The organism is Streptomyces sp. NPDC050619 (assembly GCF_040654815.1).
Classification (GTDB): domain Bacteria; phylum Actinomycetota; class Actinomycetes; order Streptomycetales; family Streptomycetaceae; genus Streptomyces.
On record NZ_JBFAIR010000007.1, the window covers coordinates 15,431 to 36,353 of the forward strand.

Here is a 20,923-nt window from a genome sequence, read left to right on the forward strand (position 1 = left end):
GCATCGTCAACCTCCAACGGATTGCGGGATATTCATGGATCGGCAAGCAGCACGGCACCGCATCGGGATCCTGGGCGCCGGCAACATCTTCGGCCGCTACGCCGAGGGCCTGAGGCTCTTCCCGGAGCTCGAAGTGGTCCGTGTGGCCGACGTCGACACGGCGCGCGCCCGGGAGGTCGCGGCCGAGTACGGCATACCGGCCTGGGGCGACGGCGACGAACTGCTCGGGGACCCGTCCGTGGACATCGTCGTCAACATCACCCCGCCACAGTTCCACGCCAAGACCGTCATCGCCGCGCTGGAGAACGGCAAGCACGTCTACGTCGAGAAGCCGCTCGCGGCCACTGTCGAGGAGGCCCGCGAGGTCCTCGACGCCGCCACGAGCAGCACGGCGCTGCTCGGGTCGGCCCCTGACACCTTCCTAGGCAGCGCCGTGCAGACCGCCCGGCACGCGATCGACACCGGCCGCATCGGCGAGGCCGTAGGCGCCACCGCCTTCGTACGGTCCAGCCGAGCCGAGACCTGGCACCCGGACCCGCGCGCCTTCTACGGCCCCGGCGGCGGCCCCGTGCTCGACATGGGCCCCTACTACCTGGCCGCGCTCGTCAACTGTCTGGGCCCGGTCGCACAGGTGTCCGCGGCCACCCGTGTCGGATCGCCGACGCGCAGGGTCACCAGCCCCGGGCGCGTGGTCGACGAGGTCACCGTCGAGGTCCCCACCCATGCCTCGGCCACCCTGACCCTCGCCTCCGGAGCCCTCGTCACCACCCTGATGAGCTTCGACGTCTGGGACACCGAACTCCCGCGCATCGAGATCTACGGCACCGAGGGCACCCTCGCCCTGCCCAACCCCAACTTCTTCGACGGTGATGTGCGCCTCAAGCGCCACGGGGACGAGGAGTGGCAGGTACTCACTCCGGTCACCGAGCTCTTCGGCGCCGTGGGCACGTCCGAACAGCACCGCCGCGGACTCGGAGTGCGCGACCTCGCCGACGCGATCGAGGGCGGCCCGCACCGTGCGAACCCGCGGTTCGCCTTCCACACGCTCGAGGTGCTGGCGAGCTTCGAGACCTCCCAGCGGGAGAGGCGTTTCGTCGACCTGACGAGCAGCTGTGAGCGTCCCGAGCCCCGCCCCACCACCCTTGCCACCCACCGAGAGGACAGCACACCGTGAAGCCCAGGCAGGACCGCCTCGCCATCAACCCCCTGCAATGGGTCGCGAGCGCCGACGGCTGGATCGACCCCACGCTCGCCCCGCCGCTCGAACGGCAGCTCGAAGTCATCCGCGACGCGGGCATCAGGGCCCTGCACAGTGCCGTCCCCGCCGACCTGACACCGAAGGAGTACGCCGCACGGCTCGCCGAGTACGGCATCAGCCCGGCACCCGGCTACATCCCGGTCCGTCTCACCGACGACGCGACCGAACGGCAGACCTTCCGCGACACCGCCGCCCGTGTGGCCGCACAGCACGCGGCACTCGGTGTGCCCACCGTCTTCCTCGCGATGGGGATGGCCAAGGACGCCGAACGCGTGGCCCGCCCGGCCGTGGGCCACCTCGCCGAACGTGACCGGCTGGAACGGGTGCGGGACCTCCTGGCCGAGATCGCCACGATCATCCGCGCGGAGGGAATCACCCCGGCCTTCCACCCGCACGTGGGCACCTGGGCCGAGACGGAGGAGGAGACCCGTTTCATCCTCGACACCGTCGACGCCTCCGTCCTCGGCTTCGGACCCGACATGGGCCATCTGGCCTGGGCGGGTGCCGACCCCGCGCAGCTCGTCCGCGACTACGCGGACCGGGTGGCGAGCGTCCACATCAAGGACCTGGACCTCGGCCTCGCCGCCCAGGCGCGGGAGGCGGGCTGGGACTACCGCAAGACGGTACTGGCGGGGCTGTGGTCGGAGCCGGGCCACGGAAACGCCGACATCGAGGGCTTCGTCGGCGCGCTGCCCGACGACTTCGACGGCTGGCTGATCGTCGAGGTCGACCGGGGCGCCCGGCCGACGGCGGAGGAGAGCGTGCGGCTCTGCGGGGAGTGGACGGAGCGGCAGGCCTAGTGCCGTGACAGGCAACGTTCGCCCCGTCGCGACGCCCGGCACGCACTCTCGCCGCACCGGCCGAAAGCCCAAGTACGTCCAGTACGAGGACTTCCGGCCGGCACGCCGAGAGCACGCACCGCGGTGACACAGCCGCTCCGCGGCGGGCGCTCCTTAACGGGCAAACGTTGCCTGCCACGGCACTAGCCATGACCGGCTTACGCGACACACGAGTGGTACCGGCAGTGCACGGCCGGCAGCGGGGCGACCCGGGGGACACACAGGAGCCGAAGGACTGAGACAAGTGGAGAGAACATGCGCAAGACAGTGGCGTTCGTCGGTGCCGGAATCCTGACAGCGACGGTCGCGGCCTGTGGCGGCGGCACCCAGGCCGCCGGCGGCGACAAGACCCTCACCCTCGCCGAGTCGGTCACGGCCACGCCGTGGGACCTGGCCAAGGCGAGCATGGGGCCCGAGTCCCAGTACTACCAGCCCGTGTACGACACCCTGATCCGGCTGAACACCAAGGGGGAGCCGACCCCCAACCTGGCCACGTCCTGGTCGTACGACAAGGCCCAGACGACCCTGACGCTGAAGCTGCGCAAGGGGGTCAAGTTCACCGACGGCACCCCGCTCGACGCCGACGCGGTCAGGAAGAGCCTGCTGCACACCAAGAGCGGCACGGCCAGCGCCGCCGGCGAGATCCAGGACATCGCGGGCGTCGACGTCGTCGACGCCCAGACCGTCGCCATCAGGCTGAGCCACCCCACCGCGGCCCTGCTGCCCGCGCTCGGCCAGGTCTCCGGCATGATCGCCGGCCCCAAGGCGCTGGACAACCCCAGGACCCCGGTCGGCTCGGGACCGTACAAGCTGGACACGGGCGCCACCACCGCCGGGCAGACCTACACCTACGCCCGCAATCCCGACTACTGGAACGCGAAGGCCTTCCCCTACGACAAGATCGTCATCAAGTACCTCGGCGATCCGACCGCACGCACCAACGCCCTGATGTCCGGCCAGCTCGACGGCGCCACGCTCAACCTCAACCGCGTCAAGACGGTCCAGGGCCGGGGCCTGAACGTGGTCACCTACCAACCCGGCGACATCGAGGGCCTCTACATCTGGGACCGAGGCGGCCAGAAGGTGCCCGCCCTCGGCAAGTTGAAGGTGCGCCAGGCGCTGAACCACGCGTTCGACAGGCAGGCGATCATCAAGTCGGCCAAGACCGGCCTGGGCACCCCCACGACGCAGATGTTCGCCAAGGGTGAGGACGGCTACCAGGCCGAGCTCGACGACAAGTACCCCTACGACCCGGCGAAGGCCAAGGCACTGCTCGCACAGGCCGGCTACCCCAACGGCTTCGCCGTCACCCTCCCGGACCTCTCGGCGAACTTCCCGCAGGAGCAGGCCGCGCTCACCCAGTCCCTCAAGGACATCGGCATCAAGGTCAGGCTGGACACGGTGCCCGGCGACCAGGTCTTCAGCGCCATGCTGTCCGGCAAGTACCCGATGTCGTACTTCAAGCTCGGCGCGCCCACGGCCTGGGACAAGGTCCAGTTGCAGCTGACGAAGAAGTCGACCTGGAACCCCTTCAAGTACGGCGATCCCCAGGCCGACGACCTCGTCGCCCGGATCGGCAGGACGACCGGGGCCGAGCGCGACGCGCTTTTCACGGAACTCAACACCTACGTCGTCGACCAGGCGTGGAACGCCCCCTGGAGTGTCATCGCCAACGCCTACGCGACCGCGAAGAACGTCAAGGTGACTCCGCAGCCCGGCACCCAGTACCCGCCGATCTACAACTACACGCCGGCGAAGTAGTCGCCGGTCCGTTCCGGCACGCGGAAGGAGGAACCGACCGTGCTCGTCTTCCTGTTCCGGCGCATCGCCGCCGGCGCCGTCCTGGTGGTCGTCGTGGCCACCGCGACATTCCTGCTGCTCAGCCTCACTGGTACCGATGTCGCCCGCAACGTACTGGGCGAAACGGCCTCGCGGTCCGCGGTGGCCGCCAAGAGCCACGAACTCGGACTGGACCAGCCTCTGGTGGAGCGCTACTGGCACTGGGCCGAACAGGCCCTGCGGGGAAACCTGGGCAGTTCGTGGTTCACCGGCGACCCGGTGAACCAGTCCCTGACGGACACCCTGCCCGTCACCCTCTCCGTGGTGATCGCCGGAATGCTGGTCGCGGCGGTGCTCAGCGTGGTGCTGGGCACCGTGGCGGCCCTGCGCGGCGGCTGGGTGGACCGCCTCGTGCAGTTCGCCTCGGTGCTCGGCACCGCGGTGCCGAGCTTCCTGATCGCCCTGGTCCTCGCCGTCACACTGGCCGTCCGGCTGGACTGGCTGCCGGCCACCGGCTACGTCGACCTCGCCGCCTCGCCCGGCGGCTGGCTGCACTCCATCACCCTGCCCGCCCTGTCCCTGGCCGTCGGCGCGACCGCCGCCACCGCGATGCAGGTGCGCGGCGCGCTGATCGACGTCCTTCGGGCCGACTTCGTACGCACCCTGCGCAGCCGCGGGCTGGCCACCCGCAGCGTCGTGTTCCGGCACGCGTTGCGCAACGCGGCACCGCCGGCCCTGACCGTGCTCGCCCTGCAGTTCATCGGCCTGATCGGCGGCGCCGTCGTGGTGGAGAAGGTGTTCGGTCTGCCGGGTATCGGCTCCCTCGCCAACTCGGCCGCCGTACGGGGTGACGCACCCGTGCTGCTCGGCACGGTCGTGGTCACCGTCGTGATCGTCGTCGCCGTGAACCTGCTGCTGGACATCGCGTACGGCTGGCTCAACCCCAAGGTGCGTGTCTCATGACCGATGTGGCCCAGATTCCGGCTCCGGGGCGTGACCGCCTCCTGCGCCGGGCACTGCGCGACCCGCTGGCAGTCGTCTGCCTGGTCGTCCTGGCCCTGGTGATCGCCGCGAGCCTCGCGGCACCACTGCTCACCGGCCACGCCCCGGACCACAGCGTTCTCGCGGACACGCTCGCCCCCATGTCGGGCACCCACCCGCTCGGCGGGGACGGCGTCGGCCGGGACGTGCTGTCCCGGCTGCTGTACGGCGGCCGCACCAGTCTCGTGGGCGGCACCCTCGCCGTCCTCGTCGCCTTCGCGGTGGGCGGCCCGCTCGGACTGGTCAGCGGCTTCTACCGGGGCTGGTTCGACGCGACGGCCGGCTGGATCACCAATGTCGTCATGGCCGTACCCGCGATCATCGTGATGCTCGTGGTCATGGCGGCCGTCTCACAGGACCTGAATGTCGCCATGATCGTCCTCGGCGTCATCATGTCCCCGATGGTCTTCCGCCTCATCCGGGCCTCGGTGCTCGCGGTGCGCGAGGAACTGTACGTCGACGCCGCCCGCGTCTCCGGGCTCGGCGACGCGCGGATCATGCGCCGGCACATCCTGCCGGTGGTCATCGCGCCGTCCGTCATCCAGGCGACCCAGGTGTTCGCCGTGGCGATCGGCATCCAGGCGGGCCTCGCCTTCCTCGGGCTGGGCAAGGCGTCCCAGGCCAGCTGGGGCGCGATGCTGGGCGACGCCTTCACCAACGTCTACAACGCGCCCGTGCTGCTGGTCTGGCCCGGTGTGGCGATGGGCCTGACCATCCTCGCGTCGAGCCTCCTGGGCAACGCGGTGCGGGACGCACTGGGCCCGGCCGAGCCCCGGACGGCCAAACGCCGCACACCGGTGGGGCGCAAGGCGGGCACGGCCTCCGCGCCCACTCCGGACCGCCTCCTCACGGTGTCCGGTCTGCGGGTCGCCTACGGCGAGAAGAGGGTCGTCGACGGAGTGAGCATCACCGTCGAACGCGGCGAAGTCCTCGGCCTGGTGGGCGAGTCCGGCTCCGGCAAGAGCCAGACGGCGTTCTCCGTCCTCGGACTGCTGCCGAACGAGGCCGAGGTGAGCGCCGAGCAACTCGTCTTCGACGGCACGGAGTTGCTGAGGCTGGACCTCAAGGCGCTCAACGCCCTGCGGGGGCGCGGCATCGCGTACATCCCCCAGGAGCCCATGTCCAACCTGGATCCCTCCTTCCGTATCGGGTTCCAGCTGATGGAGCCCATGCGGGGGCACCTGGGGCTGTCCCGGGCCGAGGCCCGCACCAAGGCCCTCGAACTCCTCGCCCGGGTCGGCATCCCGGACCCGGAACGGGTGTTCCGGTCCTACCCGCACCAGATCTCCGGCGGCATGGCCCAGCGGGTCCTCATCGCCGGCGCCGTCTCCTGCGACCCACGGCTGCTGATCGCCGACGAACCCACCACCGCGCTCGACGTCACCGTCCAGGCCGAGGTGCTCGACCTGATGCGCTCGTTCCAGCAGGAACGCGAGATGGGCATGATCCTCGTCACCCACGACTTCGGTGTGGTGGCCGACATCTGCGACCGGGTCGCCGTGATGCAGCACGGCCGCATCGTGGAGACCGCGCCGGCCGGGCAGATCTTCGCGGCACCGGAGCACCCCTACACACGGATGCTGCTCGACTCGACACTCGAAGGCGGCCCGGCACGTGGTGAACTGCCCGCTCCCGCCCAGCCCCTGAAGGAGGTGACGTCATGACGTCCGAGGCCTCCCCGCTCCTCGAACTCGACGACGTCGTCGTGGAGTACCCCGGCAAAGGCCGGCGCCAGAAGCCCTTCCGCGTGCTGCACGAGGTCTCGCTGTCCATCGCGCCCGGTGAGACGCTCGGCCTGGTCGGCGAGTCCGGCTCCGGCAAGACGACCCTGGGGCGGGCCGTCCTGGGCCTCGCTCCCGTCACCGGCGGCGAGATCCGCTACGCGGGACGGCCCGTCTCCCGGCTCGGCAAGCGGGAACGCCGAGCTCTGAGCAAGGACATCCAGGTCGTCTTCCAGGACCCCTTCACCTCGTTGAACCCGGCGATGACGGTCATGGACATCCTCACCGAGCCGCTGCTCGTCACCGGTGTCGCCCGCGCAGAGGCGGAACGCCGCGTACAGGAACTGCTGGATCACGTCTACCTTCCCCCGGACGCGGCCCACCGACTGCCCCGCGAGTTCTCCGGCGGCCAGCGCCAGCGCATCGCCATCGCCCGCGCCCTGTGCCGGGACCCCAGGCTGATCGTCTGCGACGAACCGGTCAGCGCCCTCGATCTGACGACCCAGGCCCGGGTGCTCGACCTGTTCATCGAGATCCAGGAGGCGACCGGGGTGGCGTACCTCTTCGTCACCCACGACCTGTCCGTCGTACGGCACATCAGCCATCGGGTGGCCGTGCTGTACCGCGGCGAGATCGTGGAGACGGGCGACGCCGCCCAGGTCACCGAGCGCCCGGAACATCCCTACACCAAACGGCTGTTGCTCGCCGCCCCGGTACCGGACCCGGAGCGCCAGGCTGGGCGCCGGGCGGAACGGCTGAAGTCGGCCGCCTCGTGACCGGCGCCCTGGACACCCTCACCCGCTACCTCGCCCTGTGCGACGTCCCCAGGCGTGCGCAGGGCGAGTTGGAGGAGCTGTTCACCGAGGACGCCGTCTGGGAGGGCGGCGGCGCCGCCTACGGGGAGCGGTTCGGACGAACCGAGGGCCGCGAGGCGATCGTCGCGATGCTGTCGGCGTATCTCCCGCCCAACCCCCACTTCCGCACGAACGTGCACCTGCTCCTCCCCGGCACGCTCGACGCCACGGGTTCCACGGTGCACGGGAGCTGGCCGATGCAACAGCTCTCACGCTACGAGTCGGGGGACACGGAGGTCATGGTCGCCCAGCTCGACGTGACCTTCCGGCTCGACCCGGACCGGGCCCGTATCTCCGCCTTCCGTACCGAACGACTGTTCAGCGCACCGCTGACGGAGGAGCGATGAACGACCGCACGATGCTCCTGACCTGCTACGCCGACACCCACCGCTACGGCTGGCACCACGTGGACCTGTTCACCCACGACAGCACGGGCCGCGAGGTCAACTGGGTGCACTGGACCGTCGACGAGGACGGCCCCGACGGCGCCGACAGGGCGACCGCCCGCGTCGAGCCCGCCCTGCGCCGCACCAGCGACTGGCGGCACGGGGTCAGCGCCGACGGGAGCGAGTACTGGACCGCACAGGCGTCCTGGGGCGACTGAGATGTGCCTCGTCTACATCCTGGACGACGACGAAGAGCTGAGCGAGTCGCTCGCCTGGCTCCTGGAGTCGGTCGGTATCCGCTCGGAGCGCTTCCGGGACGCGCGGACCTTTCTGCGTTCCTACGACCGCGGACGTCCGGCCTGTCTGGTCCTCGACGTCCGGATGCCCGAACTCAGCGGCTTCGACGTCCAGGAACTGCTGAACGAGACGGGGGCGCCGCTGCCGGTCGTGTTCGTCTCCGCGCACGGCGACATCCGGATGTCCGTGCGCGCGCTACAAGGCGGCGCCGTCGACTTCCTGGAGAAGCCCTACGACCCCCAGCACCTGCTCGACGTCGTGCAGAACGCCCGGCGCACGGCCCGCGAGCGCTTCGCGCGCGAGACGCGACAGGCCGGCCTGCGCGCCAAGCTCGACTCACTGACCGCACGCGAGAGGGAAGTCCTCGCGCTGTCCGTCGAGGGGGTCCCCAACAAACAGATCGCCGGGCGGCTCGGCATCAGCACCAAGACCGTCGACGTCCACCGGGCCCGGATCAGGGAGAAGACCGAAGCCGAGAGCATCGCCGCCCTGGTCCGCGACGTACTCCGGCTGGAGGTCCGGTGACCTGGAGGCCCGGTGACTAGGAGAACGCCCGTGGACGACCTCGCCCCCTCGGACTTCCGGGCACTGGCCCGGGCCCTGAAATACTGCGTACTGCTTCACGACGCCCACACCTTCGAGATCCTCTGGGCCAACCCGGCGGCCTGCGAACTGCTCGGCCGGCCGCTCGACGAGCTGAAGCCGCTCAAGGCCCCGGACATGAGCAAGAACGCCCGCCAGTACAGCCGGGAACTCGGCCACCGCTGGCTGCGCCAGGCCGTGGAACACGGCGTCAGCGCCACCGAGTGGTGCTATCGAGCCAAGAACGGTGAGGAGATCCTCACCGAGGCGATCGCGATCCGCGTCGAACTCTCCACCCGCACCGCGGTGATGGTCCAGTTCCGGGACATCGCCGAGGAGAAGGCGGTGCGACAGGACCTGCGGCGCACCGAGAGCAGACTGCGCGCCTTCCTCAGCGGCCTGGCCGAGGGGATCGTGGTCCTCGACGACACGCACCGCGTCCTCTTCGCCAGCGAGTCGGCCGTCCGGCTGCTCGGCCGGGGACTGGACGGCGCGGACTTCACCGCCTACTGCTGCGACGGGCCGGTACCCGAGCACGAGGGCCGCTACCGGTTCGCGGCGCCGGGCCGCGAACCGAGCTGGTACGCCGCGACCTGCCAGCACATCGAGATCGAGAGCGACCTGCGAGGCCGGATGCTCCTCTTCTACGACATCACCGACCGGGTCCGCGAGGAGGAGCAGCACCGCCGCGACACCCAGCACGTCGACCACCTGGCCCGCTACAACGCCATGGGGGACATGGCGATGGCCATCGCCCACGAGGTGAGCCAGCCGCTGGCGGCCGCGTACAACTTCGTCGAGGGCGCCCGCGGCCGGCTCGACCGGGACACCGGCACCCGCGACGCGTCCGTGGCCTGGGGGCTGGACAACGCCGTACGGCAGATCGAGCGGGCCCGGCGGATCCTGGGCAGCCTGCGCGCCTATGTCGGCCGCCTGGAACAGGTCGCCCGGCCGACCGATCTCAACGCGATCGTGCGGGACTGCGCGTACTTCATCGGACTGCGGGCCCAGGAACACCAGGTGGACGTCGACTTCGACCTCACCACCGAGCCGCTCCCGGTCGTGTGCGAGCACGTGCTCATCGGGCAGGTCGTCATGAACCTCGCTTTCAACGCGGTGGACGAGATGGCCCGTTGCCCGCGACCGGAGCGCCGAGTGGAGATCGTCACCCGGCGGGCCGAGGACGGCTGCGCCGAACTCGCCGTCCGGGACCGGGGACACGGCCCGCCACCCGACGAGCGGATCTGCGACGGCGTCTTCACCGCCAAGGCGAACGGCAGCGGCATCGGCCTCGCCCTCAGCCACCGCATCGTCACCCGCCACGGCGGACGCATCGACGTACAGGCGAACGAGCCACGCGGCGCGGTCTTCCGCTTCGCGCTGCCGGCCGCCCGACACCCGCAGGACCCGACCCGAACGGAACTGTCATGACCACCCGATACCAGCACGCCGTTCTCGTCGACGGCACCGGAGCGGCCCCCGTGGCCGACGCGATGCTCGTCGTCGACGACGACGGACGCATCGTCCATGCGGGCCCCGCGGCCGGCGCGCCGCCGCCCACGCCCGGCGCGACCACCGTGGATCTGGGGGGCCGGACGGTGCTGCCCGGCTTCATCGACGCGCACGCGCACCTGTGCATGACCCCTGGGCGAGCGCTCCTGTCGGGCCTGACCGACGATCCGACGGTCCAGACGTTCGAGATCGCCGAGCGGCTGCGCGCCACCCTGCACGCGGGCGTGACGACGCTGCGCGACCTCGGCGGCATACCCGCCGGCTACCGGACCGCCGTCGAGCGCGGCCTGATCGACGGCCCGCGCCTGCAGGTCGCCGTGAAGGTGATCAGCCACACCGGCGGACACGCCGACTGCTCGCTGCCCGGCGGAGTCGACGCGGCCCCGCATCTGGGCGAGATCGCCGACACGGCCGAGGAGGCCCGGATCGCCACCCGGCGCGTGCTGCGCGCGGGAGCGGACGTCGTCAAGGTATGCGCCACCGGAGGCATGGGCAGCCCCCACGACGACCCGGACGACGAGGGGCTGACCCGTGAGGAGCTGCGGGCCGTCGTCGACGAGGCGGCACGGCACCGGGGCAAGCCGGTCGCCGTGCACGCCCAGGGCACCGCGGGCATCCGCAACGCCCTGCAGGCCGGTGTCACCAGCATCGAGCACGGCTACGGGATGACCGACGAACTGTGCGATCTGGCCCTGGCCCAGGGCACGTTCCTCGTCCCCACCCTGTCCACGGTATTCGCCCCGCTCGACCCGGACGCCATGGCCGAACACCACTACCGCAAGAAGTCCCGGTGGTCGGGGATCAGCAAGGAGAACATCGCGCACGCGATCCGCCGGCGCGTTCCCATCGCGCTCGGGACGGACGCGGGTGTCGTCCCGCACGCTCGCAACCTGCTCGAACTTTCCTACCTCGTGGAACTCGGCATGGACCCGCTCGACGCCATCACGGCCGGCACCCTGAACGCCGCCCGGCTGCTGCGTCTCGACGACCGGCTCGGCTCCCTGGAGGCCGGAAAGGAGGCCGATTTCGTGGTGGTCGACGGGAATCCGGTGCACGACATCGCCGTACTCGGGCGACCGGAGAACATTCTCCTCGTCGCGCAGTCGGGCGTCGTACGGAAGAACCTCCTGTGACCGCGTCCGGTAGGGGAATTCACCTACCCGATGCGGTCAAGTCCCAATGGCAGCAGCCCGATTACCGCGCATAACGTGGTGCCAGGCACCGCGGACCGTCTTCCGGCAGTGCGAGGAGAATCCTTATGACGCAAATCGATCGAGTCCTGGAAGTGGTGGCCGCGCGGCGCGCCGAATTCGAGGAGAAACAGCATGTTCCGTCGGATGTGATCGCCGAATTCAAGCGGGCCGGAATCTATCGCGCCGGTGTTCCGAAGCGTTTCGGCGGAGACGCCCTGGCGCCCGCGGAGTTCCTGCGTCTCGTCGAGCGGATATCGTCGGTCGACGGTTCGGCCGGCTGGGTCGCGAGCTTCGGGTCGTCCGCCGTCTATCTGGCGGCGCTTCCCCTCCGGACACAGGCCGAACTGTACGGGGACGGGCCCGATGTGGCCTTCGCCGGCGGCCTCTTCCCCGTACAGCCCGCGGAACGCGTCGACGGCGGCTACCGGATCTCGGGCCGCTGGAAGTTCGCGAGCGGTTGCAAGGGCGCGGACGTCCTGGGCGTCGGTATCAAGGCGGGCGAGGACAGGACGGGCCGGCCCCGTACCGCCGTGCTGCGGCCCGAGCAGGTGGAGATCGCCGAGAACTGGGACGTCATCGGCATGCGCGGCACCGGTAGCCACGACCTGGTGGTCGACGGCGCGATCGTGCCCGAGGAATGGACGTTCGTCCGCGGCGGCGAACCCACCGTCGACGAACCGCTGTACCGCTATCCGACCGTTCCCTACGCCGCCCAGGTCCTGGCCGTTGTCGGCCTCGGTGTGGCCCGTGCCGCGCTGGACCACGTCATTGCCCAGGGGGGCCGCTCGGGCTACACCGGTGCCCCCAAGCCCGCCGAACGTGCCACCTACCGCATCGCGGTCGGCCAGGCGGAGGCCCAACTCCGGTCCGCACGCGCCTTCTTCTACGAGGCCACGGAGGAGGTCTGGGAGACGGTGGAGGCAGGCGATCCCGCGACCCCCGAACAGGCCAGCCTGCTGCGGCTGTCCTCCGCACACCTCGCCAAGATCTCCTTCGAGGTCGTCCGGGGCGCCTACCAGCTCGGCGGCATAGCCGCCATCGCCACCGGCAGCCCTCTGGAGCGCCACCTGCGCGACGCCTCGGTCCCACCGCAGCACGCCTTCCTCCAGGAGGGCATGTACGACGGCGCCGGCGCGGTCCTCATGGGCGTGCCGCCCTTCCCCGGCTACCTCTGACAGATCCGGCCACCTCTGACGGACAGGAACCCCCATGCCCGACCCCGCGAACACGCCCCTGCGCGTCCTCTTCTGCATCGGCGTCAACCAGAACTTCTTCGACCTGCCCACCGGTGAGGGCAAGACCGTCTGGGACGGATTCACGACCATGCTCAGCCGGCTCCACGAGCTGCCGGGCGTCACCGTCCTCGGCACGATCGACGACGACCAGCACATGGTCGGGCCGTCCGACTCCTGGCCCTGGACGTGCTACGTCCTCGCCGACGTCGTCGACCAGCCGACCGTCACCGCGGCCTGCAACCTCCTGCGCACCGTCCAGGTCGGCGAGTACGGCCTGTGGCGCTACATGAAGATCGAGGCGCGCCTCGGCCGCCCGCTCCCGGAACCGGAGGCGGCCCGATGACCCCCCAACCCGCCTCCACCGGCGCTGCCTCCCTGGTCACGTCCGACCGCGTCGCCGGAACCCTCTACACCGACCCGGACCTCTTCGAACAGGAGATGGACCGGATCTTCCACCGCACCTGGGTGTGGGTCGCGCACGAGAGCGAGATCGCCAGGGCGGGAGACTTCAAGACGGCCTGGGTGGGTCGGCGGCCGGTCATCGTCAGCCGTGACCGCCGCGGCGGGATCAACGTCCTGCTCAACCGCTGCCGGCACCGCGGCGCCAGCGTCTGCGAGACGCCGAAGGGCAACGGCAACGGCTTCACCTGCCCGTACCACGCCTGGTCGTACGCCCTGGACGGCAGCCTGCGCGGCATCCCGTACCCCGAGGGCTACGAGGACGTCGTGGAGAAGAAGGACCTGCCGCTGCAACGGCTCAAGGTCGGCACGTACGCGGGCATGGTCTTCGCCAGCTTCAGCGACGACATCGAGCCGCTGGAGGACTTCCTCGGCGGGGCCCGGCTGTGGATCGACCGCTTCATGAAGCAGGGTGCCGGCTACCCGATCAAGGTGCAGGGCGAGCACAAGTTCCGCTTCAACGGCAACTGGAAGATCCAGCTGGAGAACACCACCGACTGGTACCACTTCCCGATCGTGCACCGCTCCTGGATGTCCTCGGTCGACGCGGAGACCGCGAGCATGCTGTCGATCATGACCGACGAGAGTGCGGTCACCCACGCCCTCGGCAACGGCCACAGTGTGTCGATCTCCGTTGCCGGACACGCCGATCTCGACGTCGACGACGGCACGGAGAAACTCCAGGACCGTTTCAGTCACATCGTCGAGGAGTTGTCCAGGGACATGCCGCCGGAGAAGGTGCGGCGCATCGTCCGGTCCCTGCACGGCGCCGGGTTCAACCTGAACCTGTTCCCGAACGTCGCCATGTCGATGGCCTTCTTCCGGGTCCTCCGGCCGGTCTCGGTCACCGAGACGGAGATCCGGCATGTGGCCCTCGGCCTGGAGGGCGGTCCGGAGATCGTCAACCGCGAACGGCTGCGCATCCACGAGCACTTCCAGGGCCCGTTCGGCTTCGGCAGTCCGGACGACGCCGAGGCGTGGAACCGCGTCCAGCGCGGGGTGGCCGGCGGCGTGGACATGCCGATCCTGGTCAACCGCGGTCTCGGCCGCGAGAAGCCGAACGACCTCGGACAGCCCACCTCCCACGCGACGGACGAGACCGGGATGCGGGAGGCGTACGCGATGTGGAACAGGATGATGACCGATGGCGACTGAATCCCCCACGGCCCCCACGGCCCCCACGGCCCCCACGGCCCCCACGGCCCCCACGGCGATGGTCGCGGACCTCCCGCTGGACGACCCGCGCGCCCTGTCCGCCGTCTCGCTGATCTGGCGCGAGGCCCACCTCCTGGACGCCCGCCGCTACGCGGAGTGGGACCAACTGTGGGCCGAGGGCGGCGAGTACGTCGTCCCCATCGACCGTGACGCGACCGAATTCGCCTCCCGTCTCAACCTCGTCTACGACGACGACCGGATGCGGCGGATGCGCATCGAGCGCCTCACCGGCGGACACTCCATCTCGGCCGCCGCGGCTGCCCGTACGGTCCGTTCCGTCTCCCGCTTCGTCGTGACCGGGCGCGCCCAGGACGCGATCGAGGTCTGCTCGGCACAGGTTCTGGTCGGCTACAAGCGCGAGGAGACCTTCGTGCTCGCCGCCGACGTCACCCACCGCGTCGTGTTCGGCGCGGACGGTCCGCGCATCGCCCGGAAGATCGTGCGGCTCGTCAACTCCGAGGACAGCGTCACGGCGTCGGGATTCCTGCTGTGAGCCCGCACGAGGAGGACGTCCGTCGCGTCGCACTGGTCACGGGCGGGGCGGGTGGCCTGGGGGCCTGCATCGCCGGGCGGCTGTACGACCGGGGCTACCGCGTCGCGGTGACCGACCTGGACGAAGAGGCCGCGGCGAAGACCGCGGCGGAACTCGACCCGGAGGGCCGCTACACCGTCGGGCTCGCCCTGGACGTACGGGACAAGGACGCCTTCGCGCGAGTCCGCGATCAGCTCGTCGAACGCTGGGGCGCCGTCGACGTGCTGGTCAACAATGCCGGGCACTCCAAGGTCGAGTCCTTGATGGACATCGGCCCCGAGAGTTTCGACGCGGTCGTGGCGACCAACCTCAACGGCACCTTCTTCGGCTGCCAGGTCTTCGGCGCCTACTTCGCCGCCCGAGGCTACGGACGCATCGTCAACATCTCCTCGCTCGCCGGCCAGAACGGCGGCACGGCCACCGGCGCCCACTACGCGGCGGCGAAGGGCGCAGTGACCACCCTGACGAAGGTCTTCGCTCGCGAACTCGGCGGGCACGGAGTGACGGTCAACGCCGTTTCCCCGGGCCCGCAGGACCTGCCGGTCGTCCGCGAGACGGTCCCCGCCGACCGCCTCGCCGAGATCGAACAGTCCATTCCCGTACGGCGGTTGGGCCGCCCGAGGTTCATCGCCGACATAGTCGTCCTGCTCGCCGCCGAGCATGCGGACACGGTCACCGGGGCCTGCTGGGACGCCAACGGCGGCCTGTACATGCGCTGACAGCGCCGTCAGCTCCCGACCCGAAAACATAAGGCGGACGGATGTTCACTGTCACCGTCACCGACACCCACGACGAAACCGCCACGATCAAGGTCCTCCGGCTCGTCCGCTCCGACGGCGTCGCCCTCGCCCCCTACCCGGCGGGCGCACACCTCGACGTGACCGGGCCCACGGGGGTCACACGGCCCTACTCGCTGTGCGGCCCGCCGGACGACACCGGCGCCTACACCATCGCCGTCAAACGCGAGGAGAACTCGCGTGGCGGGTCCCAGGCCCTGCACGACAAGGTCGAACCCGGCATGGAACTGACCGTCGGCACCCCCCGGCAACTGTTCGGCCTCGCCCCACAAGCGGCCGAGCACCATCTGGTCGCGGCCGGTGTCGGGATCACGCCCCTGTTGGCGATGGCGTACGAACTGCACGGCAGGGGAGCGGAGTTCACGCTCCACTACGTCGCCAGGAGCCGGGCGGAAGCGGCCTTCGCCCAACTGCTGGAGGAGACCGCCTTCGCCGGGAGGGTGATCCGCCACTTCGGGCTCGGCCGGCACGCGGCACGTGACGTGCTCGCCCGCGCGCTGACCGGCCTGTCGGCGACCGCCCACGTCTACACCTGCGGACCGCACGACTTCATGACGTACGTCGGCGAAATCGCCGCTCGCCACGTGCCCGAGGAGCACATCCACTCGGAGCTGTTCCAGGCAGCGCCGCAGGAGCCCTCGGGAGCGGACACCGGCTTCGAGGTCGAGCTCGACACCGGCGAGGTCTACGCGGTACCGCCCGACAGGAGCATCGCGGAGGTGCTGGAGGAGCACGGCGTCCCGCTGGAGACCTCCTGCCGCGAGGGCATCTGCGGGACCTGCGTCCTGCGGGTGATCGAGGGCGAACCCGACCACCGCGACCACTGCCTGTCCGCCAAGGAGAAGGCGGCCGGTGACCAGATCGCCGCCTGTGTGTCACGGGCGAGGTCGCCGCGGCTGGTGGTGGAGCTGTGGTGAACGACCGGAGCGCATCCGGCGTCCCCAGCGCGCCAGGCGTCCCGAGCACACCGGATATCCCGAGCACGAGCACACCCAACACTCCGAGGTACGAAAACGACAGGAAGGGCGAAACGGTGCCCCCCAGCCGAACCGACTTCCGGGAGGCGATGGCCCACCTCCCGGCCGCCGTCAACATCCTCACCACAGACGGGCCGAACGGCCGTTGCGGCATCACCCTCAGCGCCGTCTGCTCGGTGACCGACGATCCGCCGACCGTCCTGGTGTGCGTGAACCGCGCCAGCGCCATGCACGACGTCTTCAAGGCGAACGGGCGGGTGGGGCTCAACGTCCTCGGCGGGGACCAGCAGGAACTCGCCCTGCACTTCGCCGGAGCCACCGACGTGGCCATGGCCGACCGCTTCGCCTGGGACGTCTGGGACCGCACCCAGGAGGTACCGGTACTCAAGGACGCCCTGGTCACGGCCGTCGGCACGATCAAGCACACGGTCCCCATGGGCTCCCACAGTGTGCTGTTCGTCGACATCGGGCAGATCCGCGCCCGCTCCGGCGGCCAGAGCCTCGTCTACTTCAACCGGGCGTTCCACCGGCTCGGAGCCACACCACTCGTACCCGAAGGCGCACAATCGTGACCGGCCCCCGCACGGCCACGGTCGAGGACGCGCTGCGGCATGCGGCGCTGACCGAACCGGAGATCCGGGCCTGGGTCCGGGTGGACGCCGACGGCGCCCGCGCGGCAGCACTGCGGGCACCGGCCGGGCCCCTGCACGGCATGCCGTTCGGGGTGAAGGACATCATCGACGTCGCCGGACTCCCCACCGAGTGCGGCTCCCCGCTGCGCCGCGGCCGGACGGCCACGAGCGACGCCAGGCTGGTGGAGCGGCTGCGCCTGGCCGGCGCCGTACCGCTGGGCAAGACGGTCACCACCGAGTTCGCGTACTTCCATCCCGGCCCGACCCGCAACCCCCACGACCACGGCCGCACCCCGGGAGGCTCCTCCAGCGGCTCGGCCGCCGCCGTCGCCGCGGGCGTGGTGCCCCTCGCGCTCGGATCGCAGACCGCCGGCTCGCTGACCAGACCCGCCTCGTTCTGCGGGGTCGCCGGGTACGTCGCCCCTGTGGGCGCCTGGCCGACGCGGGGCTTCACCGGACTCAGCCCGAGCCTTGACGCGCCGGGACTGCTCACCGCCCGCGTCGCCGACCTGGCCACGGTGATCGAGGCGGTCGACGGCACCACGGCCGAAGACCCGCGATCCATACGAGTGTTGGCATGGCCCGGCACCGAACTGGCCGACGTCGAGCCCGCGATGCTCGATGCCCTGGAGCGCACCGCCCACACGCTGGGCGCCACCGACCTGGGCCGTTCCGTCGACACGTACCGACTGGCCGACGCGCATGCCGTCGTCATGGCCTACGAGGCCGCCCGCGCCCTCGCCGCCGAGGCCGAGCACCCCGAGTCGCTCAGCGGGCAGCTGAACGAACTCCTGGAACGCGGCCGGAGGACCACCGACGGCGACCACCGCGCCGCGCTCGCCCTCGCCCGCACGGCGCGCGCCGCCGTGCTGGACCTCCTCACCCGCGCCGACGCGATCCTCGGCCCCGCCGCACCCGGCCCCGCCCCGTACGGCCTCGACGCCACCGGCACCCCCGTCCTCAGCCGCCCTTGGCAGCTGCTCGGCCTGCCCGTGGTGACCGTCCCCGGGCACCGTGACCCGTACGGCATGCCGCTCGGCCTCCAGCTCATCGGTCACCCCGACCGGGTGGGCCGGCTGCTGGGCGTGGCGCGCGCCGTCGAGGAGGCCATCCAATGAGGATCACCGCCATCGAGACCGTCCCGTACGCGATCCCGTACGTCAAACCCCTGCGCTTCGCGAGCGGCGAGGTACACAGTGCGGAGCACGTGCTCGTCCAGGATCCACACCGACGAAGGACTCGTCGGTGTGGCCGACGCGCCGCCCCGCCCGTTCACGTACGGCGAGACGCAGGCGTCCGTGATCGGTGTGGTCGAGCGCATCTTCGCCCCGCAACTCGTCGGCATGGACGTCTTCGCCCGTGAGCCGGTCCACGCCCTGCTGCATCGCACGGTCGGCAACCCGGCCGCCAAGTCGGCCGTCGACACGGCGCTCTGGGACATCGCCGGCCAGGCCCTCGGCCTGTCCGTGACCCGGCTGCTCGGCGGCTGGAGCGATCGGATGCGCGTGGCGCACATGCTCGGCTTCGACGATCCGGAGCGCATGGCGGCCGAGGCCGAACGGATGCGGGACAGCCGAGGTCTGCGCGAAGTGCTCGGTGAGGGGGCCGAGTTGTACGTGGACGGCAACCGCGGCTGGACGACCTCGGAGACGGCCGCGGCACTGCGGGAACTCGACGGCCTCGGCATCACCCTGGCCGAAGAGCTGTGCCCCGCAGACGACGTACTGGGCCGGCGATGGCTCGTCCCGCAGAGCCCCCGTGCCGTTCGTCGCGGACGAGTCGGCCACCACGCCCGCAGAGGTGACCCGCTCCCTGCTCGACGGCGCCGCCACCGCGATCAGCATCAAGACGGCCCGCACCGGTTTCACCGGCTCCCAGGGCGTGCTCTTCCAGTGTGAGGGCATGGGCGCCGAAATCGTGATGGGCAACCATCCTCGTAGGTGACTTGACGACGGTGGATGACCTCGTGGACAGCGCTGATCACCTCGGTGGCCAGAGTGTCGACGCGTGCGGTGTCGACGGTCCCGGCGGCAGTGGCCTTGCCAGTGGTCTCGGACATGGCGGGCGGCTCCTTCTCGGGATTGGTCGGTCGGGCGGTGTTCAGCAGTCCTGGCGGTAGCGGTCGAGTTTGTCCGGGTCGATCGCCACGCCCAGTCCTGGGCGATCCCGTACGGCGAGTGCGCCTGTCGGTGATGGTGAGCGGCTCCGTGAGCAGGTCGTCAGGCCGACGGGGAGGGCATGGGCGCCATCGGCATGGGCGGGGCGGACGACACCACTGACGACCGTATCGCGCAGCAGTACGGCGGCTTTGCCGAGCGTCGCTGCCGTCATCGCGCGAACCGTTCTCTCCCCGTAACGTCGCCCCGGGCCGAGGTGATCACGACCCGCGCCTGTCACATGAGGGGCCTCGGCCGCGGGCCCCGTCGCAGAGGTCGGGGGCGACGGCGTGCAGGATGCGCCGGCCGATGGGGCGAGCTGAATGACCTGCGCCCCGGCCCACTGGAGGGCGGTTCCTTCAGCGGTCGGCCGACCTTGCAGGCGCCGATCCGGGCCGGACTCTTCGCGCGGCCGACGAGACCGCGGGGCGTATCGGCCACGGCGACGACACCACCATCGGGATTACCTGTGCGGCGCTGCCGGAGAGGCAGGGTTGTCGCGGCCGGCGGCGGCCTTGTCCGGCGGCGGCGGACGTCTCAGAACATCGCTCGGATGATCCCCACGGTGCGCTCCAGGTGTGGCTCGGAGCGGTCGGGGCGGTGGGCCACGGCCAGCTCCACGCGTGCGTCGGCCCCGGCCAGCGGTAGGTAGACGACGCCGTCGAGCGCCAACGCGGTCACGGGCTCGGGCACGACTGCGACGCCGAGGCCGCCGGACACGAGCGTGACCAGCGTCGAGGTCTCGCCGACCTCGTGGCGGATGTGCGGTGCGACGCCGGCGTCGCGCAGAAGGCCCAGCACGACGTCGTACATCACCGACCGGCGGTCGGCGGAGTGCACGATCAGGTCGGCGCCGGCGAGGTCCGCGGTGCGTAGCCGTTTCCGGCGGGCGAGGGGGTGGTCGACCGGTACGGCGACGACGAGCCGGTCCCGGCGCAGGGTGTGCACGGTGAGGGAGAGGTCGGCGGCCGGAGGGCGCAGCAGCGCGATGTCGATCCCGCCGGTGCGCAGCGCCTCGACCTGGTCGGGCGCGAGCATCTCGCCGCGGAAGGAGAAGTCGACGCCGGGAAGCTCCTCCGAGAGCCTCCGCGAGAGCGTGGGCAGAAGACTGTACGTCGCCGAGCCCACGCACCCGATGGCGAGGCGGCCCACCGAGCCGGCGGCGACGAGCCGGGCGTGGTGGGCGGCCTCGTCGACGTCGTCGAGGATCGCGCGCGCCCGCTCGAGGTAGGCCCGGCCGGCCTCGGTGAGGTCGACGCGGCGTGTGGTGCGGTGGAGCAGTTCCACGCCGAGTTCGGCCTCGAGCTGGCGGATCTGCGTGGAGAGCGGCGGCTGGGCCATGTTGAGCCGCTCGGCGGCGCGACCGAAGTGGCGTTCCTCGGCCACTGCCACGAAGTACCGCAGGTGACGCAGATCCATAGGTCGTCCAGATCCATAGGTCGTTCGTATCAATCGTGT

22 protein-coding genes are annotated in these 20,923 nt (G+C 70.8%); 20 read left to right on the forward strand and 2 right to left on the reverse strand.

Going from position 1 to position 20,923, the window contains the following annotated elements; genetic code table 11:
- Positions 1–34 precede the first annotated feature (34 nt).
- From AB0I77_RS13935 to AB0I77_RS14030, 20 genes are all read left to right on the forward strand, one after another.
- Positions 35–1,174 carry a Gfo/Idh/MocA family oxidoreductase gene (locus tag AB0I77_RS13935; protein WP_363282756.1) on the forward strand — a complete coding sequence of 380 codons (1,140 nt, stop codon included), beginning with the start codon at positions 35–37 and terminating at the stop codon, positions 1,172–1,174.
- Positions 1,171–2,058, forward strand: a complete 888-nt coding sequence (locus AB0I77_RS13940) for a sugar phosphate isomerase/epimerase (protein ID WP_363282757.1) — start codon at positions 1,171–1,173, stop codon at positions 2,056–2,058. The genes AB0I77_RS13935 and AB0I77_RS13940 overlap by 4 nt, the downstream gene beginning before the upstream one ends.
- Positions 2,059–2,352: 294 nt before the next feature.
- The gene (locus AB0I77_RS13945) at positions 2,353–3,858 is read left to right on the forward strand and encodes an ABC transporter substrate-binding protein (protein ID WP_363282758.1); all 1,506 of its coding nucleotides are present in this window, start codon (positions 2,353–2,355) and stop codon (positions 3,856–3,858) included.
- Positions 3,859–3,897: 39 nt separating this feature from the next.
- Positions 3,898–4,839, forward strand: coding sequence for an ABC transporter permease (locus AB0I77_RS13950; protein ID WP_363282759.1), 942 nt, complete (start codon positions 3,898–3,900; stop codon positions 4,837–4,839).
- Complete coding sequence (locus AB0I77_RS13955; protein ID WP_363282760.1) at positions 4,836–6,581, forward strand: dipeptide/oligopeptide/nickel ABC transporter permease/ATP-binding protein; 1,746 nt, start codon at positions 4,836–4,838, stop codon at positions 6,579–6,581. Before AB0I77_RS13950 ends, AB0I77_RS13955 begins: the two co-directional genes overlap by 4 nt.
- Positions 6,578–7,414, forward strand: a complete 837-nt coding sequence (locus AB0I77_RS13960; RefSeq protein WP_363282762.1) for an ATP-binding cassette domain-containing protein — start codon at positions 6,578–6,580, stop codon at positions 7,412–7,414. Before AB0I77_RS13955 ends, AB0I77_RS13960 begins: the two co-directional genes overlap by 4 nt.
- Positions 7,411–7,839 carry a nuclear transport factor 2 family protein gene (locus tag AB0I77_RS13965; protein WP_363282763.1) on the forward strand — a complete coding sequence of 143 codons (429 nt, stop codon included), beginning with the start codon at positions 7,411–7,413 and terminating at the stop codon, positions 7,837–7,839. The genes AB0I77_RS13960 and AB0I77_RS13965 overlap by 4 nt, the downstream gene beginning before the upstream one ends.
- Positions 7,836–8,096: a hypothetical protein gene (locus tag AB0I77_RS13970; RefSeq protein ID WP_363282764.1), complete on the forward strand. Its 261-nt coding sequence runs from the start codon at positions 7,836–7,838 to the stop codon at positions 8,094–8,096. The genes AB0I77_RS13965 and AB0I77_RS13970 overlap by 4 nt, the downstream gene beginning before the upstream one ends.
- Position 8,097: 1 nt before the next feature.
- Positions 8,098–8,700 carry a response regulator gene (locus AB0I77_RS13975; protein WP_363282765.1) on the forward strand — a complete coding sequence of 201 codons (603 nt, stop codon included), beginning with the start codon at positions 8,098–8,100 and terminating at the stop codon, positions 8,698–8,700.
- 30 nt (positions 8,701–8,730) lie between these two features.
- A complete protein-coding gene (locus AB0I77_RS13980) occupies positions 8,731–10,188 on the forward strand; it encodes an ATP-binding protein (protein WP_363282766.1) in 1,458 nt (485 codons plus the stop codon).
- Entirely contained in the window at positions 10,185–11,402 is a 1,218-nt protein-coding gene (locus AB0I77_RS13985) for an amidohydrolase family protein (protein ID WP_363282767.1), read from the forward strand. The genes AB0I77_RS13980 and AB0I77_RS13985 overlap by 4 nt, the downstream gene beginning before the upstream one ends.
- A 125-nt stretch (positions 11,403–11,527) precedes the next feature.
- On the forward strand, positions 11,528–12,637 hold the full coding sequence (locus tag AB0I77_RS13990) for an acyl-CoA dehydrogenase family protein (RefSeq protein ID WP_363282769.1): 1,110 nt from the start codon (positions 11,528–11,530) through the stop codon (positions 12,635–12,637).
- Between the two features lie 34 nt (positions 12,638–12,671).
- Positions 12,672–13,040, forward strand: a complete 369-nt coding sequence (locus AB0I77_RS13995; RefSeq protein ID WP_363282770.1) for a hypothetical protein — start codon at positions 12,672–12,674, stop codon at positions 13,038–13,040.
- Entirely contained in the window at positions 13,037–14,311 is a 1,275-nt protein-coding gene (locus AB0I77_RS14000; protein WP_363282771.1) for an aromatic ring-hydroxylating dioxygenase subunit alpha, read from the forward strand. The genes AB0I77_RS13995 and AB0I77_RS14000 overlap by 4 nt, the downstream gene beginning before the upstream one ends.
- Entirely contained in the window at positions 14,301–14,864 is a 564-nt protein-coding gene (locus AB0I77_RS14005) for an aromatic-ring-hydroxylating dioxygenase subunit beta (protein WP_363282772.1), read from the forward strand. Before AB0I77_RS14000 ends, AB0I77_RS14005 begins: the two co-directional genes overlap by 11 nt.
- Positions 14,861–15,622, forward strand: coding sequence for an SDR family NAD(P)-dependent oxidoreductase (locus AB0I77_RS14010; protein WP_363282773.1), 762 nt, complete (start codon positions 14,861–14,863; stop codon positions 15,620–15,622). The genes AB0I77_RS14005 and AB0I77_RS14010 overlap by 4 nt, the downstream gene beginning before the upstream one ends.
- 41 nt (positions 15,623–15,663) lie before the next feature.
- Positions 15,664–16,617: a PDR/VanB family oxidoreductase gene (locus AB0I77_RS14015; RefSeq protein ID WP_363282774.1), complete on the forward strand. Its 954-nt coding sequence runs from the start codon at positions 15,664–15,666 to the stop codon at positions 16,615–16,617.
- A gap of 116 nt (positions 16,618–16,733) precedes the next feature.
- Positions 16,734–17,249, forward strand: coding sequence for a flavin reductase (locus tag AB0I77_RS14020; protein ID WP_363282775.1), 516 nt, complete (start codon positions 16,734–16,736; stop codon positions 17,247–17,249).
- Positions 17,246–18,427, forward strand: coding sequence for an amidase (locus AB0I77_RS14025; protein WP_363282776.1), 1,182 nt, complete (start codon positions 17,246–17,248; stop codon positions 18,425–18,427). The genes AB0I77_RS14020 and AB0I77_RS14025 overlap by 4 nt, the downstream gene beginning before the upstream one ends.
- 129 nt (positions 18,428–18,556) lie before the next feature.
- Positions 18,557–19,207, forward strand: coding sequence for an enolase C-terminal domain-like protein (locus tag AB0I77_RS14030; RefSeq protein ID WP_363282777.1), 651 nt, complete (start codon positions 18,557–18,559; stop codon positions 19,205–19,207).
- 202 nt (positions 19,208–19,409) lie between these two features.
- On the opposite strand, the gene AB0I77_RS14035 is transcribed toward AB0I77_RS14030, so the two are convergent.
- The gene (locus AB0I77_RS14035) at positions 19,410–19,640 is read right to left on the reverse strand and encodes a hypothetical protein (RefSeq protein ID WP_363282778.1); all 231 of its coding nucleotides are present in this window, start codon (positions 19,638–19,640) and stop codon (positions 19,410–19,412) included.
- Positions 19,641–20,002: 362 nt separating this feature from the next.
- Positions 20,003–20,884, reverse strand: coding sequence for a LysR substrate-binding domain-containing protein (locus AB0I77_RS14040; protein ID WP_363282779.1), 882 nt, complete (start codon positions 20,882–20,884; stop codon positions 20,003–20,005).
- Between the last annotated feature and the right edge of the window lie 39 nt (positions 20,885–20,923).

What these genes read in the sequence shown, in the direction of transcription:
- AB0I77_RS13995 (WP_363282770.1), top strand. Translation starts at nt 12,672, where the DNA reads ATGCCCGACCCCGCGAACACGCCCCTGCGCGTCCTCTTCTGCATCGGC.
- AB0I77_RS13960 (WP_363282762.1), top strand. Translation starts at nt 6,578, where the DNA reads ATGACGTCCGAGGCCTCCCCGCTCCTCGAACTCGACGACGTCGTCGTG.
- AB0I77_RS14015 (WP_363282774.1), top strand. Translation starts at nt 15,664, where the DNA reads ATGTTCACTGTCACCGTCACCGACACCCACGACGAAACCGCCACGATC.
- AB0I77_RS13955 (WP_363282760.1), top strand. Translation starts at nt 4,836, where the DNA reads ATGACCGATGTGGCCCAGATTCCGGCTCCGGGGCGTGACCGCCTCCTG.
- AB0I77_RS13935 (WP_363282756.1), top strand. Translation starts at nt 35, where the DNA reads ATGGATCGGCAAGCAGCACGGCACCGCATCGGGATCCTGGGCGCCGGC.
- AB0I77_RS13970 (WP_363282764.1), top strand. Translation starts at nt 7,836, where the DNA reads ATGAACGACCGCACGATGCTCCTGACCTGCTACGCCGACACCCACCGC.
- AB0I77_RS14040 (WP_363282779.1), bottom strand. Translation starts at nt 20,884, where the DNA reads ATGGATCTGCGTCACCTGCGGTACTTCGTGGCAGTGGCCGAGGAACGC.
- AB0I77_RS14000 (WP_363282771.1), top strand. Translation starts at nt 13,037, where the DNA reads ATGACCCCCCAACCCGCCTCCACCGGCGCTGCCTCCCTGGTCACGTCC.
- AB0I77_RS13975 (WP_363282765.1), top strand. Translation starts at nt 8,098, where the DNA reads ATGTGCCTCGTCTACATCCTGGACGACGACGAAGAGCTGAGCGAGTCG.
- AB0I77_RS13985 (WP_363282767.1), top strand. Translation starts at nt 10,185, where the DNA reads ATGACCACCCGATACCAGCACGCCGTTCTCGTCGACGGCACCGGAGCG.
- AB0I77_RS14035 (WP_363282778.1), bottom strand. Translation starts at nt 19,640, where the DNA reads ATGACGGCAGCGACGCTCGGCAAAGCCGCCGTACTGCTGCGCGATACG.
- AB0I77_RS13945 (WP_363282758.1), top strand. Translation starts at nt 2,353, where the DNA reads ATGCGCAAGACAGTGGCGTTCGTCGGTGCCGGAATCCTGACAGCGACG.
- AB0I77_RS13990 (WP_363282769.1), top strand. Translation starts at nt 11,528, where the DNA reads ATGACGCAAATCGATCGAGTCCTGGAAGTGGTGGCCGCGCGGCGCGCC.
- AB0I77_RS14005 (WP_363282772.1), top strand. Translation starts at nt 14,301, where the DNA reads ATGGCGACTGAATCCCCCACGGCCCCCACGGCCCCCACGGCCCCCACG.